Genomic DNA, 14,725 nt, shown 5'->3' with positions numbered 1-14,725 from the left:
ATTAGTTGTATTCTGTATATGAATTGGTTAGCATTATACAGGGCTTTTAACACTGTAAATGATACCCTTCATAAATCAATAATGCAGCCAAATCGAGCAATGTGGATAAGTAGCTTACTTATCCACACTTGAGCAAGTGAAGGCGGATTTAACTTAGTAAAACCTTTAATCTGTGAGCTTAATTGTAAGCAGTAGGGCAAAGGGATAAAATTAAATTTTACTATTATATAGTATAAATCAATATTACATTACATTTGAATAGCTAAAAACTATAACAGATATGACACTTGTTCAGCTTGAATATATTGTAGCCGTTGATACTTACAAAAGCTTTGTACAGGCAGCGGAGAAATGTCATATTACCCAGCCCACGCTGAGTATGCAGATACAAAAGCTGGAAGATAACTTAGGCGTGCAGCTTTTTGACCGCAGCCATCAGCCGGTAACTACTACCGAGATAGGGCAGGAAATTGTGATGCAGGCACGCATTGTATTGGCTGAAAGCTACAAAATTAAGGAGGCTATCAACGACCGGAACAAAGAGCTGGCCGGTGAACTGAAGATCGGTATTATCCCTACTGTATCGCCTTATATTCTGCCTAAGATCATTTCTCGTTTCATGGAGAAATATCCGCAGGTAAAGCTGCTGATCTGGGAGCAAAATACCGAGCAGATTATTCAGCAGGTAAAATTAGGAATGATAGATTGCGGTATACTCTCAACCCCATTACAGGATGCTGCACTAATCGAACTGCCCGTATTTTATGAAAACTTTGTAGGTTATGTATCCAAGGCCAGTAAGCTCTTTAAAAAAAAGCATATTGCTGCTGACGAAATTGATATGGATGAGCTGTGGTTGCTCAATGAGGGTCACTGTATGCGAAACCAGGTGCTAAACCTTTGCCAGCGCCGTAAAAATAACCGCAGTGCACAGCAGTTTGAGTATAATACCGGAAGTATTGAAACCTTAAAGCGTATGGTAGACCAAAACAACGGCGCTACCATATTACCCGAACTGGCCTTAGCCGACCTGACCGATAAGCAACTGGAGAAAGTCAGGCATTTTAAGGAGCCGGAGCCAGCGCGCGAGATCAGCATAGTGGTAGCCAGAAACTACCTTAAACGCCGGATGATTGAAGCCATGAAAAACGAGATCACAGAACTTGTACCCAAGCGCTTAAAGACCAAGAAGAGGAAGGATATATTAAGTATTTAGTGCTTTTAGCAGGATATAAGCGGCGTTTAACGGCGATAAAAGTTTATAAAATGCTATAAACGGCCATAAATGGTATAAACGGCAATGGCATAAGGAGGGTGATGCTGGTACGGGTGGGTGCTTTAGTATTTTTCTCAATGGTTAAACAGGTACTAACGGGAACAATCTGAGGGGTTGTGATGTTGTGGGTGCATGAACATTGCTCGTGCCATCATCGCTCGCCCGAAGCGCTTACTTAAATCCGGATCAGTACTTACCGCAGTCATTGTAGCTGCACTTTTTTCTGCCTGCAATAACCAGCCGCAAAAGCAGCCAACACAGCAGGCAGATAAGATAGATACCACCACAACGCAGGCTAAGCCGGCAGCGGCCAGCCAGAATGCCTTAACGCTGCCGGTATTGGATGCCCTGTTTTATGAACGTGATTTTGTTTCCTCGCTGAAATCAAAACTGGGCTTATCAGCCTCACAAATTGAAAAGCTTAAGGCTGCAGCGCATGGGTCGCTTGCAAAACTGAGTGAGGATGGAGCGGTGGATACCGCCTCGGCACGGGTGGCCACACAGCGTTATCAGGCACAAATCAAGTCGATTATCGGAGAAGATAAAGCGCAGCAGCTGCTGCAGCTTGTTAATGACCGTTACAGCCGGGGCGTAGAAGGGCTGGCACCTACCAAACCTAACTTTGTGCCTGCCGATACGCGGATAGTAGTTAATGCACCTGCTTTCCGGATGGATCTTTTTAAGGAAGGTAAATTGCTGAAAAGTTACCGCGTAGGCATTGGTTATCCTGAATTTCCTTTGCCGGCAGGGATGCGCAGGGCCGATACCATTATTTTTAACCCTACCTGGACTCCGCCCGATGAACCTTGGGTAAAAGGCAAATTTCAGGCAGGAAGGCAGGTTTCTGCAGGCAGCGACTTGAACCCGCTTGGCTTGATCAAGATTCCGATTGGAGCGCCATCACTCATTCACGGCGGCAAGCCGCTTGAAAAGATCGGTAATTTTGCCTCGCATGGCTGTGTAGGATTAACCAACACCGAGGTGAAGGATTTTGCGCCGTTACTGGCGCAGTTGGGCGGCTCCGCCTTATCTGCAGACAGTATTCGTTTGTTACTAAAACACAGAACTAAAACCCGGTCCTTAAAATTGCCAAACCCTGTTCCCATCGACCTGCGTTATGAAACCATTGTTGCTGAAGATGGCAGTTTACATATTTACCGCGATGTATATGAACGCGGCACTAATACGTTGCAGAACGCCAAAAGCATTCTGCAGGTATACGGGGTAAATTATGACAAACTGAATGCACAGGAAAAGGCTGACCTGAATGACGCTTTAGACGAAATGAACCGTGATGCACATGGCAATGCCATTGCAACGGATAGTATACCCCCTTCAAAAAAAGGGGTGCCTGCCAGTAAAATGGCCAGGTCTAAGCAGGGTAAGGTTACCTCCAAAATTAAGGGGGAGAAAGAAGCTGTCGTTACCGTCTCTGCTTTGCAGGGAAAAGGGTATCCTGCTGCTGTTGATCTCAACAATGGTAGCTCTTAAGCGATCCTTTGCTGTATCTTAAAAGCTGTTTAAAAAACGAGTAAAAAAGTGCGTCATTGCGAGGAACGAAGCATAGGCCCCCTCTAAATCTCCCCCGGCAGGGGAGACTTTCGATTTGCTTATTTTGTAGCCCTCCCTACCGGGGAGGGTCGGGTAGGGCTTCCTCACAGCAATGACAACGTGAGGACACTTTGCAATATATCTAAACAGTTTCTTAATGGTTGTAATTGTTCCAACTATTTGGAAGGGAGCGCCAGACAGCCTGGCGTATGGTTATAGTGGGTTAGCCGGGTGAATAATGATGGCTTTAATAAGATGGCCATTGTCAATCTTCCTTTAAGATATGGGCGCTTAACAGTAGTTTATGAATCACCAGCATGCTTACATAGCTCCAGAGAACAGTATTAAACATAAACTCAAAGCTGATACCGCGCCACATGATCTGAAATAAACCCGAAAATATAAGCGCCGTGCCAAGAATATATCCACCAAAGAGTTTTTCGGCCTTAAGGCAAATCAGTTGCGCTGCGGCTCCATACACAAACAGATAAAAGAAAATGCCGAACTCGCCGGCCGAAAGATAGGCGTCAACAATATAGGCAGGCTTAGCTGAAACAACAGAATTACGGTTAATTACCCCGGCATCATAAACCCGCTGCATAATCAGCTCTTCGGTGTTAGGTTTTGAAGCCCAGAAAACACGGGGCACCAGTGCGATGAACGACTGTTTGATCAGGTCGAACCCATAATAATCAACCGTTTTAGGAGTAGATTGTACAAACCTGGTGAACATATCTATTTCGCTCAGGCGATATACCAAAAAGTCCCAGTTGGTATCTTCCAATTCACCGTCATCTCCGTTAAGGGCCGCGTTTAACGCCACCTGTGAGGCTTTATCGCTGTTGGTATCACCACTCCATGCGTTCGACCTGAAAATGTGGTTATAAGTTGGCAAAACCGTAAATAATAACAGCATAATGGGTACAAACGTTATAGCAACCAGTTTTTTATAGGTTGGATAAAGGAATATACCCAGTACCAGTACGCTGATGATGATAGGCTCTTTAAAACCCGAGGTTAATGCCTGATAGAAGTTGAAGGCATAAAGGCACAGGCAGATAAGTATCTTTCCAACATCTTTTATTGGAATGGCAAAAGCAAGTGCAAGTGTGCCTGCAATAAAGCTTAAAGAGCTGAACTGATAATAAAACTGTGACAGGCCTGGTATTTTTAAAAATATCAGTGATACAGGAAAACTGACCAAAGCTGCCCATAACAACAGATTTGCCAGTTTATGGCTTTCGATGTGATATTTTTTCTGGACAGGATAATTCATGAATATCAACACACCTGCAACAAACGATGCGTGCCCCAAACAGTAGTAACGCTGGCATTGGGCAACAAGGTTAAGGGTGTCTTTATCATTCAGCGTGTGGAAGGCAACCTGCCTGAAATTTTCATAGCCCAGGGTGCTCATGAAATAAAATACTGATGTACAGCACATGTATCCCGCAAATATAATCTGCATAATAAATAGCGGGCGCATCAACTGGTCGGCTATCGGGCGGTCTTTCGGAATCGGGCGCACCCAACCGGTCAGGGTAATAAAAAAAATAAAGAAGGAGCCAATCCAGGCGATAAAGTAAGACAGAACACTGTCGCCCTTGCATAGTAATGCCAGCAACCACGGTACAAATAATACAATATAGCGTTCTATCGCGCTGCTGTTTTTTTGCATCTATCCACTAATTGTTCAATTGCCTGCACCTGTTTAGAAAAGCTCCAGTCTGTAATAATACGTTTAGACTGGCAACCCATGTTAAATAAAGTGTTTTTATCGGTTTCAAGCAACAGTTTTAATTTGCTTTTTAAATCGGTAAGGCTACCTGCCTTAAAAACCAAACCGTTTTTGTCTTCTTTAACCAGGTCGGTACCGGCACCAACTTTATCCGATAGCAAAATGGCCTTGCTACAGGCCATAGCCTCGTTTACTGCCAGTCCCCATGTTTCGCCGGGCCCCTTTGATGGAAGGCAGAATAAATTGCAGGCCTGGTATATTACAGGCATATTTCCCTGGTTTTGAAATTCTATAAAATGAATGTTTTTATACAATGCAGCCTGATTTTTTAGTTCGAGCTCTAAAAAACCGTTGCCTGTAAAAAGGAGGTGAGTGTTAGGAATACTGATATCGATAAAAGCGCGGAGCAGTAAAGCCGGTGCTTTTTTGTCTTCAAGTTTGCCTGCAAAGAGCACCAGCTTTTCATCTGCGCCAATACTTAATTGCCTTCTTAAGGCATCGGCTTCGCTTGCCCTGGCTGCCTCAAACCTGTCGTTATCAATGGCGTGCGGTGCGAAGGTAAGCTGAGGTTCTTTTAATCCAAGCTTCTTGAAATATGCCTTATTGTTGGTGCCGGTATATAAGGCATAATCAACATGGGTATAAACCCACCTTAAAAAAAGGTATCTAAGCATCGCTTTAACCCCACCCGTATCATCAAGCAGGGTAGAATCGCCGCGAAAAATAATGGGTATCTTATTTTTAAAGTAACGCAGGGCCTTAAAATGGCTCTTATAAAACCAGCCGTATACCAGTATCGCATCCGGATGCCAGGTATTTACCTGATCAATAAGCGCAGGATTATTAATCCCTCCCGAATGATGCGACCCCGGATTATTAGCAATGTTCTGCACCCACTCATAGGGGTACCCTTCCATCAGCGGGATGTCCCAGCTGATGTTTTTGCCGAAACCGGGATCGAATTTTTGCTGCACGCCCTCGCCCCAAGTATAAAATACACGAATGTTGATGGTTTGCCGTTCATGAAGCAATTTAAACACCGGGGTATAATATTGAATAGGATGAGTTATAATAACGGCTAATTTTTGCATCAGATAGGTTCGCCCATTATTTAAAATCCGGCAGCATGTGGCAGGCGGTTGTTGATAAAATCCATATCACGGCAATAAACGGTGTTGTAATTGCCAAAAGTTTCCAGTGCCGTTTTGCCAAAGGATGGGTTAACATAAAACCGAGGATATGTTTAATGGCCTGCCTCAACTACTTTATTAAATAAACGACATTGCGCACGGGTCATCTCCATTGCAGAATATTTTTTAACGGCATCGGCACGGTATTTAACAGTATCAAATGCGTTATTAACAAGCTGATTAAAAAAGAGCAACAGATGCGCCGGGCTTACCTCATCATAATTATAAACATTTTGCACGCCATGTTCTTCCATAATGATTATTGCCGAACTTGCCCTGTTAAAAATCGCCAGTATGGGTTTCCCGGTAAGCAGGTACGGGAATATTTTGGATGCTGTGTATTGCGGATCGTCAGAACCGGGGATAAAGAGCGCACTGGCCTGCTGCAATGTAAGCAGGGCATGATAATAACCGATGCGATTGGTAATTTCGATGATATAATCTTCAATACCAAATTGTTGCGCCAGCGGTAAAATGGTAGCTGTGCCCTGCCCTGCCGGGGCATAACTGGTGCCGATAAAATGAAACCTTACTTTTGAAAACTTTTCGAAGTTACGTTCCAGTAAGCTTTTAAATGTTTCAAAAACCGGACTGATGGCTTGGTGCAGATCTCTTCCTCCACGGCCGATGTATACTATATTAAAAAATTCATCAGCTAAAAGTGACGGAAAACGCTGCCGGTTATGCCATGCTACCTGCAGGTCGGGAGCGAAGGCGCCGAAAGTAATCACAGCTGCCGGCAGATCTTTAATTACAGGATAACGGGATTTAAGCTGGTTAATATAACCGGCAGATACGCTGGTTAACCCATCGGCATTTTTTATGGCGATGGGTTCGAGGTATTTATTTAGCCGGTAGGCAAACCAGTATTTTGGCGGTTGCTGGTTTTTGGGTTTGGTCATATAATAATCAGAATGCCAGGGATCCTGCATATCTATAACATAAGGAATGCCGAAACGCTTTTTCCAGTAGGCGCCCAAAATGCAAATCGGAAATTGGGTAGTTGAGAAGTAAATAAGGTCGAACTTTTCGTTTTTTAAAATGCGGTTTACCTTTTGTTTATAAAACCACAATGACCGTAAAGCTATACTGCCTAATCCTGCTTTCGAGGTAAGGGTCTTGCTAAAGGCCTTAACGCGGTGTACCGTTATTAAAGCCGGAACGCTTTTTAATAATAAGTCATCCTGCGCTAGGTCTGAATAGTTAGGATCCACAGTTACCACCTCAGCATGCCAACCCAGATCTGCAAAATAAGGCAGGCTCATCCGTACCCGCTGCATATCGGCAGCATTTACCGGCGGGAAGTATGGGGAGATGATGAGCAGTTTTTTTAATGCTTTTTCCACCAGCGGTTAGCTTTCATTTTTTCGCGGGCCTCCGTCCAATCGCAAACCTCATCAATAAGGTCATAAAAGCCTTGTTGCTTTTGGGGAAGATCATTGTTTTCAACCCGCTTGATGATCTCAGGCAACTGCTCATAAAAAACCGTTGTTCGGTATGGAGGATGTAATGACCACATACCTTTGCCTGATCCTAAAAAGTCTATACGTTTTAGATGATGCCTTTTAATAAAGGCAGCTATTAAATGTTCTGGCAGATCAGCAGTATCATGGCCTTCAACCAAAGCTTTTAGCTGGTTTCGCAAAGAGGGTTTGGTGATGATAATTTTATTGTCGCAAAACTTAGATTTATCGATTAAAAATATCCTGGTGCTCATACCTCCGAGTTGCCAGGCAAAAGGCGCTATTTGATGAATAACTTGCTGCGCCTGCAAAGTATCATCATGGCGTGGCGGTCCGGGTAGGGGGGCCATAAGAAAGCAGGCGGCATCTGTATTAAAGTACTGCAGCGCTTCTGATAACCATTTTTGGCTTCTCCCCCCTAAAAGTATATCCGAATCTAAATGAAAAACAAGGTTGTTGGCAGCGGTGTATAAGCCAAAAAAGTAGGCGTAAAACGGCCCTCCTCTAAAGTCTTTAACCGGTATATCATCATCGCCCAAAAAATACCGGGCCACTTTTTGCCTCACTTTGGCATCGTAATTCACAGGAACGATTTTAACCCGGTACTGCGGTTCAATCTCTGTTTTTAAGAACTGATTGAGCATGTCTTTATGAGCAGCCCATCCCTCGGCAAAGCGCCCCCTGCCGGGCTGAGTGTCTACCGTTAAAATGATTTCATCAACCTGCGCTTGTAATGCGTTTAACTGGTGCTGAAGCAGGTGCCGCGCATGCCGGTAATCGCCGGGTGCAAGATTGATCTGCAAGCTAACCAGCTGTTTCAAAAATACGATTGATAAGGGTAACTAATTTAGCTGCCTCAATAGGCCATGCAAAATTTGATCGGTAAAAATTAAGCACCTGGGTTTTTAATAGGTTTAGGTTGCCGGTTTGTGATATGGTACCTATTTTATCTAATATTTTTATTAATTCAGCAGCCTGGTTTTGCTCATACATGAAAATTAGCCCGGGGCATTGCTGTGCTATTTCGGCCTGTCCCTGGGTACAGGAAGCGATAACCGGCAGTCCGGCTGCCATATAATAAAAAAGTTTGTTAGAGATGGTGAGGTCTTTATTGGGCGGATCATCCGGCTCCAGGGCCAGGCCAATATCATATCGTGTCATATCGGTCTGAATTTCGCCATTGGCGAGCATTGGTAAAAATTCGATGCTGTCTTTGGCTGTTAATTGTGCATTCAGGCTTTTTTTGTAAGCTTCCGAAATATTACCTCTGAGGCTGATTTTACATTTAGTTGTACTCTGGGCCATGCAACTTATAAAAAACTCCAATCCACGACCCTCGCCAATAGTTTGTGAAAGCCAATATACATGTAAAAAGTCATGCTGTTCCGATTTGCCTGTATTGCTGTTTGCGTTAAATGAGTTGTAAATAACAGCCGGCTCGTTTACTGTTTTATAAAAAGCCTTAAGCCCCTTTGCCATAGCATGTGAGGTAGTATAGCAGGCAGCTCCTTTTTCTACAGCTATTTTTTCGGCCCGTTTTAAAAGTCTTACCGGCCTGTTTCTTCGGGCTTGGGGTAAAAGGTCTTCCGAGTACCAGTCTTCAATATCAAAGACTACTTTACAGTCATTTACTATCAGGCTGCCCACCACGGTTGCCAATTCCTGATGCATGATATAAAGATTAGCCTGCCGCGATAGTATTTTTTTTTTTAAGCGGGATGGATTATAACCTAAACTGTATCTGCTTTCAATACCAAGGGTTTGTGCAAATAGCCAAAGCTTTCTAAATAGCCTGGCTTTAAATGTGGCAAGGTTGCGCTTTTGCAGATCGCTGTAAATTTCATAGCCAACACCTGTACCTGCAAGTAAGGAAAGATCTTCCTGGTATAAATTATTACAATAAATTGCTGTAAAGATAGTTACGCTATAACCGGCATCGGCCAGCGCTTTTGCTTCCTTCAGCACCCGGGGATTGCAGCAGAGGTGCGATTGAGAAACGATTAATATTTTTTTGGCCATCAAATTTTACTCCGTATGATTATGATTGTACCTGAGCTTGTGGCTTAGTTTGATTGATGGACTTTCTATAATTTTATAAAACAACCAAGCAAATAATAGTGAAGCACTGAGGCCAAACAAAAGCCTTAGCCATTCAAAGCTGCCAATAAACGGGATATGCCTGAAAACAGCTATCATAACCCTGCCCCAATCCCAGTGAATCAGATACAATGAATAACTTATAGAGCCGAGCCAAAGGCCTGCACGGGTTATCATATTATTCTCTTTGACCGGAACAAACGCGATAAAAAGTACTGTTAGCAAGCATGTTATTGATGGATAAACTCCATTTATATACATTATAAATGCACTAATAATTATTATCAATATCCAAAACAGAGTATTTTGTAATCTTAGTTCTGTTTTTCTGAATAGTATAATACCTAAACTAAACATACCCAGCCAACTTGGAAGAAATGCTCCCGGCAATACAAACGCTAAAGCTAAAAAGGGTAACAGCGAAGATATAAATACTACATTTGACCTAGATGAAATTAGTGGATAGGCGAAACTCACAAAGATGTAAAATTGTATTTCTATAGCCAATGTCCAAAATACCGGGGCTGTCCATACATAACCCCAAATGCTATTCATATAAACAAATTCGCTTAGCAGAATATGTTTCTTCGGAATTGGGATATTAGTAACTAACATTAATCCAATTCCTAATAATATGGTGATAAGATACGGCGGATAAATTCTTAATGTCCGTTTTAAGTTGAACGTGCCAAAGTTGGCCAGGCGATAGTTCCTTTTAGCCATACTGTAAGGTAATATATATCCGCTTATCACAAAAAAAATTTCAACGCCCAAATACCCATATTTCCCGGTGTTTGCTACGCTTTTACTTAATGCCGAGTTGTTGGTAAGATGAAACCACATTACCGCGAATGCGGCAATGCCACGTAATATGTTAATGTTTCTTAATTGCATTATAATTTACCCGCGATAATACTTTGTACGATTTCCACGTATTTTTGCGCACATACCTCAAGCGAAAGATTTTTAAGGATATAGTTACGCGGAGCAAATCCGTTTTTTTTTTGCTTATCGCAAAATTTGTTCAAAACTGATCTGAAATCTTTGGCATCTTTGAACTTTAGCCCGCATTGCTCATCCCAATAAGGTACGGAGCTTACCGGTTCAAATTGCACTTTGTGAGGATAATAGGATGGGTCTTGCCACATGCCGCCGCGCTCCCAAGCTAAAATAGGGGTATCGGTTGATAAAATCTGCTGATAGGCTAACCCCTGCGTTTCATGTTCACACAGAAATATAACGGCTTTTGAAACTGCAATCTTTTGCATTAGTTCAGCATGAGTGTAGCTGCCATATTTTATAATTGAAAATGTTTTGCCTGCTGATAATAAATGATCTTTTATGGGCAGAATCAATGTATTGTTGTAATGATTATGCTCCCACCGTATCTTGTCATATATTAAAAAATCAAATTGTTTATTAGCCAATTTAATATCCGGATGCCATTTCTGTGTATCGATGCCAACCGGCCAAGAGATAACGTTTGAGCCGTAAAATGGCTTGAACATTTGCTTCATCCACTCTCCTGGAACCAGTATTTTTTTAAGGTTGGGATATTTGTAAAAAATATCAGGGCAGTCAACAGGGTGAGAAAAGATGCCTGCGCCGAAGAGTATGGGGTTTTTCCATTCTCTTTCAAATAGTAGCTGTGGTTTGCCTATAATACATGCCAGTTCATCGGGATGTTTATTAATGTATTTAAAGTTATTAAAACGATAAGGAATGTTGAGTTTGTCTAATCCTTTCATTAAATTCAGAGCTACCATCATCACCCCACCTGGTTGGTGCCGGCCACGAATGATACGTCTGATTAATCGTCTTGGATACCTGTCAAATTTAATCCATCGGTCAGGATCTGGCTCCTGAAAAAAAATATTTAGCGGAATCAAATTTTTTTCTGTGCAATGATGGCGTAACTCATCCCTCGTGATGCCGGATCTGCTGCTTCAATCATCTTTTTTAATGTTCTAAACCCCAGCTGAACTGGAAATCTTACTGGCGACCAGGGTTTAGCAAAAAGATGAGTACGTCCATCTAACGTTATGGCTTCAATGATTCTGAACCCATTATCTTGCAATAATTTGTCTATGATATGTGGCCATGGCGTAAAAACATGGTGATTAAGAGTAAGATCTTCTTGTGAAAAACAGCTTAACACGCCTTTGTACAACAAATTTAACCGTGCACCACTCCAGGAAGGATTAGGCATAGTAAGCAGGAGGTAGCCATCTTCTTTCAGGTGATCTGTAATATTCTTTATTCCAAGCCAGGGATTATTTAAGTGCTCAATCACTTCGAGCATAGTAATTATATCAGCTTTCGAATCAGAATAAGGGAAGGGATTTTCTATATTCCACTCCCGGCAAAATGTAGTCATTGGTTCAAGATCAAATGCCCGATAGGCAATTGACAGATCAGTGCAGTACTCTTTCAAAATACCATCTCTGGCACCTATATCTGTTAAAAGTACCGCTTCTGATCGTTTCTCTAATAATGACTTAATCATATCATGAGCCCACGTGTACCTGCCTGATGAGATATTTTTAGTGATTTTCATTTACAGCTAAATAAAGGTTTATCAGCGAGGGGAGAAGCGTTTTAATAATAATTGTATTCTTTTCGCGAATTTCCATCCCGCAAGATGCGCTACATAATTTATTGCTGCACCCCCCATATTTTCTTTGAATTTAAAATCAGGAAGTTGCTTTAATTCAGATCTTACACAGTGATACACTGTAGGATTTACAAGATATGTCCGTACCGCAATCGTTATAAGTTGCCGGTAAACAGCTCTTGACGCTTCCGCATCCCTGCGTTTGTCAAATAAATTTTTCTTCTTTAATAAAGTTGATTTTAAAAAGCTTCGCAAACCTTCATCTTCTGAAAAAGAGGATAGATTATTACGCAAATCTTTATACTTCCGGTAATAATTTAATCCTTCACTGTATATTACCTGTTCGCAGTTTAATACAACTCTGGTAAAAAATTCACCGTCATCATCTAAAGTAAGCTGCTCATTCCATCCGCCCGCAATATCTATTAATGACTTTGGTGTAAGCCAAGCATTAGGTTGAACCATAGACCCATTGAAGTCGTATCCCCCCCAAAGTCTGACCATGAAATCAATTGGATTGTTTGTAGTGTACAAAAACTGATCTTCATAGGCAGACGGCCTGCTTTCGTAGGGCGAATAATTATCAAAAAAATGAACCGTACTGCACACGGCTACTGCTTTGCTGCATCCTGTTAATGCGATAACCTGTTTTTCAATTTTATCTGAACTCAGCAGGTCATCGGCATCCATAAATTGAATATAGGTTCCGTTTGCAACTGATAAGGCTTTATTTCTTGCAGTTGCAGCGCCACTTTTATTTTGCTTTATGAATTTTAACCGCTTATCATAAAATAGCTGAATAACCTCAGCTGTACCATCTGTTGAGCCATCGTCAACAACAATAATTTCGAGGTTTTGATAAGTTTGTCCAATGATTGATTTTAAACACTCGCCAATATACTTTTCGCAATTATAAGCCGGGATGCAGACGGAAACCAGAGGCGGTGTTTTTAAACCAGTTTTTTCCATGCCAGTTTATAATAGTGCTCCTTCGATAGGTCAACATAATGATGCAACAGCCCGCTTTGGGCGGCTGTAACTGCCTTATCGGGGTTAACAATATATTTTTCCGGAAGCAACACGGTGGTAGTAGTATCGCCTATCAACATGGCCGATAGCGCCTGCTCTAAGTAATACGAAGTTCCTTCACGCTTTTCCAATTCTCCAATCCAGCGCTCCAGATGGTGCCAGTTTATGGTATCGCTATTCAAACCTATCGCACCAACGTTAATTAGCGGTTTAATGGTTTTGCCGGCCAGTTGTTCCATCAGTTTTTTTGAATACCCGTAGGCTTCCCCGCAATCAATCATATGCAGCGGGCGGCACGGTGTGCGTAGCCATTCCAATATCTCGCGGGGTTCATGCCAGAAAAGCATATCCGAATCAAGTACCAGTTTCCAACCGCCGCCGGATAGGGTGTGTATATCGGTCAGCTTTTTGATATGCGGATAAACGGCTCTTTTTTTATGCAGATAAGGGAATTTTTCGGCTGGTATTACATTTTCAATATTTTGCACAATGATTTCATGGCTGATGATATCCGCGCCGGGCAGTTGTTTTTTGATGCTGGTGATCAAGGCATCGTCAAAGCTGCCGTCGTCGATCAAGATAAACCTGAAGTTTGTTTTACATGCCAGCACCAGCGAACGGATGCAAAACAGGGTTTGATACAGGTAACTTTTACCCGTTAAAAAATAAACCGGCAGCCCGTTGGCTGCAGAAGTAACAGGTGGTAATGCAAATGATGCCTTTTTCATCAGCTTACGGGCGGCCATTATTTTGCGGTAGTTGATGTACCCGCCAAAACGCCTGAAGTGGTTAAGCCTGGCTTTGGGGTTGCGGTATAAGAAGTTAACAAGCGCTTGCATGTTGTTAGTCTGCGGGCAGGCTGGCCAATCCATCAAACAGGCCGCAGGCGCCCTTCCATTTAATATATGCTGGTTTGCTTTGCCATGCTTTATAAGTAAACCAGGCTTTTATTTTTCTGGGCAGTACACCCAAAGCCGGTATTTCTTTCCAGGGATTAATGCCATGGCTTTGCAATAGCTGAACCCATGATTTATTAATATTGTGGTTTAAACGGGCAAGGTAAGCTGCCTCCATGCGTTGAGCCGGAATAATGTGCTTTAGCCTCAGTTGCGGAAAATAGCCAACCTGCCAGCCCGATTTCAGAATTTCGAGCACCAAATCATTATCTCCTCCCGAATTTAGGGCATTAGCTGTGCGGTCGCTGATGTTGCTTTTGCCTGATGCTACTTTATCCATATATGATGCTAACGCTTTACGCCTGATGCCCATACCGGCACCAACAGGGGCAGCATCGGGATATTGGTTATTCCAGCCTGCAACGATACTATTATTGCCCAGATCTCGAAGGGCCAGGTTACCGTAAAACTCATGAAGCCAGGAGGGAGGTGCGGTTTCAAATAAAGGCAGCGACTTACCACCGATAGCGGCTATTTGAGGGTTTTGATGAAATATAGAAATTATATGCTGAAGATAATCCCTGCTCAGGATATTGTCGTCATCAACCATTACAACAATATCACCTGTAGATTTATTAAATCCCCTGAGCCGGGCATACGTTAACCCTTGCCTGGCTTCAGTTACTATTCTGGCAGCCGGATGCCAACTGAGGTTACTGTACTGATGGAAATTATTTGATGAGTTATTATCGACAATAATAAGTTCCCAGTTAGCCCTGTCCAACAACTGATCTTTTAGTCCTGCGAATGTTTTTGCCAGTCGCTCCTGGTCAGGATTATAAGTAGGGATAATAACCGAAAGCTCCATGAA

At 42.5% G+C, this 14,725-nt stretch carries 13 protein-coding genes; 2 read left to right on the top strand and 11 right to left on the bottom strand.

Translation table 11 applies throughout. The features are described from left to right. The first annotated feature begins 280 nt into the window (after positions 1-280). Positions 281-1,216, top strand: coding sequence for a LysR substrate-binding domain-containing protein (locus ACY652_RS05760; protein ID WP_462267077.1), 936 nt, complete (start codon positions 281-283; stop codon positions 1,214-1,216). A gap of 192 nt (positions 1,217-1,408) precedes the next feature. Continuing rightward, a complete protein-coding gene (locus ACY652_RS05755; protein WP_462267076.1) occupies positions 1,409-2,767 on the top strand; it encodes a L,D-transpeptidase in 1,359 nt (452 codons plus the stop codon). A gap of 325 nt (positions 2,768-3,092) precedes the next feature. Here the strand turns inward: ACY652_RS05755 and ACY652_RS05750 are convergent, their stop codons facing one another. The 11 genes from ACY652_RS05750 to ACY652_RS05700 all read right to left on the bottom strand — a co-directional run bounded on the left by ACY652_RS05750 (position 3,093) and on the right by ACY652_RS05700 (position 14,722). Further along, positions 3,093-4,505 carry an exosortase Y-associated Wzy-like protein gene (locus ACY652_RS05750; protein WP_462267075.1) on the bottom strand — a complete coding sequence of 471 codons (1,413 nt, stop codon included), beginning with the start codon at positions 4,503-4,505 and terminating at the stop codon, positions 3,093-3,095. Beyond that, a complete protein-coding gene (locus tag ACY652_RS05745) occupies positions 4,481-5,656 on the bottom strand; it encodes a glycosyltransferase family 4 protein (RefSeq protein WP_462267074.1) in 1,176 nt (391 codons plus the stop codon). Before ACY652_RS05745 ends, ACY652_RS05750 begins: the two co-directional genes overlap by 25 nt. Before the next feature lie 152 nt (positions 5,657-5,808). Continuing rightward, positions 5,809-7,101 carry a glycosyltransferase gene (locus tag ACY652_RS05740; RefSeq protein WP_462267073.1) on the bottom strand — a complete coding sequence of 431 codons (1,293 nt, stop codon included), beginning with the start codon at positions 7,099-7,101 and terminating at the stop codon, positions 5,809-5,811. Continuing rightward, positions 7,086-8,039 carry a hypothetical protein gene (locus ACY652_RS05735; protein ID WP_462267072.1) on the bottom strand — a complete coding sequence of 318 codons (954 nt, stop codon included), beginning with the start codon at positions 8,037-8,039 and terminating at the stop codon, positions 7,086-7,088. Before ACY652_RS05735 ends, ACY652_RS05740 begins: the two co-directional genes overlap by 16 nt. After that, complete coding sequence (locus ACY652_RS05730) at positions 8,023-9,237, bottom strand: glycosyltransferase family protein (protein WP_462267071.1); 1,215 nt, start codon at positions 9,235-9,237, stop codon at positions 8,023-8,025. The genes ACY652_RS05735 and ACY652_RS05730 overlap by 17 nt, the downstream gene beginning before the upstream one ends. A gap of 6 nt (positions 9,238-9,243) precedes the next feature. Continuing rightward, entirely contained in the window at positions 9,244-10,209 is a 966-nt protein-coding gene (locus ACY652_RS05725) for an acyltransferase family protein (RefSeq protein ID WP_462267070.1), read from the bottom strand. After that, complete coding sequence (locus ACY652_RS05720; RefSeq protein WP_462267069.1) at positions 10,209-11,204, bottom strand: glycosyltransferase; 996 nt, start codon at positions 11,202-11,204, stop codon at positions 10,209-10,211. Before ACY652_RS05720 ends, ACY652_RS05725 begins: the two co-directional genes overlap by 1 nt. Beyond that, positions 11,201-11,872, bottom strand: coding sequence for a class I SAM-dependent methyltransferase (locus tag ACY652_RS05715; protein WP_462267068.1), 672 nt, complete (start codon positions 11,870-11,872; stop codon positions 11,201-11,203). The genes ACY652_RS05720 and ACY652_RS05715 overlap by 4 nt, the downstream gene beginning before the upstream one ends. Positions 11,873-11,893: 21 nt before the next feature. Further along, the gene (locus ACY652_RS05710) at positions 11,894-12,898 is read right to left on the bottom strand and encodes a glycosyltransferase family 2 protein (protein ID WP_462267067.1); all 1,005 of its coding nucleotides are present in this window, start codon (positions 12,896-12,898) and stop codon (positions 11,894-11,896) included. Then, positions 12,880-13,797, bottom strand: a complete 918-nt coding sequence (locus ACY652_RS05705) for a hypothetical protein (RefSeq protein ID WP_462267066.1) — start codon at positions 13,795-13,797, stop codon at positions 12,880-12,882. The genes ACY652_RS05710 and ACY652_RS05705 overlap by 19 nt, the downstream gene beginning before the upstream one ends. Before the next feature lie 4 nt (positions 13,798-13,801). Beyond that, positions 13,802-14,722 carry a glycosyltransferase gene (locus ACY652_RS05700; protein WP_462267065.1) on the bottom strand — a complete coding sequence of 307 codons (921 nt, stop codon included), beginning with the start codon at positions 14,720-14,722 and terminating at the stop codon, positions 13,802-13,804. Between the last annotated feature and the right edge of the window lie 3 nt (positions 14,723-14,725).

It is taken from the genome of Mucilaginibacter sp., assembly GCF_965200995.1.
Lineage (GTDB): Bacteria > Bacteroidota > Bacteroidia > Sphingobacteriales > Sphingobacteriaceae > Mucilaginibacter.
This window is presented reverse-complemented; position numbering and strand designations above follow the sequence as displayed.

Bases quoted from the DNA above. Each gene is read 5' to 3' on its own strand.
- ACY652_RS05700 (WP_462267065.1), bottom strand. From the start codon at position 14,722: ATGGAGCTTTCGGTTATTATCCCTACTTATAATCCTGACCAGGAGCGA.
- ACY652_RS05755 (WP_462267076.1), top strand. From the start codon at position 1,409: ATGAACATTGCTCGTGCCATCATCGCTCGCCCGAAGCGCTTACTTAAA.
- ACY652_RS05750 (WP_462267075.1), bottom strand. From the start codon at position 4,505: ATGCAAAAAAACAGCAGCGCGATAGAACGCTATATTGTATTATTTGTA.
- ACY652_RS05760 (WP_462267077.1), top strand. From the start codon at position 281: ATGACACTTGTTCAGCTTGAATATATTGTAGCCGTTGATACTTACAAA.
- ACY652_RS05730 (WP_462267071.1), bottom strand. From the start codon at position 9,237: ATGGCCAAAAAAATATTAATCGTTTCTCAATCGCACCTCTGCTGCAAT.
- ACY652_RS05715 (WP_462267068.1), bottom strand. From the start codon at position 11,872: ATGAAAATCACTAAAAATATCTCATCAGGCAGGTACACGTGGGCTCAT.
- ACY652_RS05725 (WP_462267070.1), bottom strand. From the start codon at position 10,209: ATGCAATTAAGAAACATTAACATATTACGTGGCATTGCCGCATTCGCG.
- ACY652_RS05705 (WP_462267066.1), bottom strand. From the start codon at position 13,797: ATGCAAGCGCTTGTTAACTTCTTATACCGCAACCCCAAAGCCAGGCTT.
- ACY652_RS05710 (WP_462267067.1), bottom strand. From the start codon at position 12,898: ATGGAAAAAACTGGTTTAAAAACACCGCCTCTGGTTTCCGTCTGCATC.
- ACY652_RS05745 (WP_462267074.1), bottom strand. From the start codon at position 5,656: ATGCAAAAATTAGCCGTTATTATAACTCATCCTATTCAATATTATACC.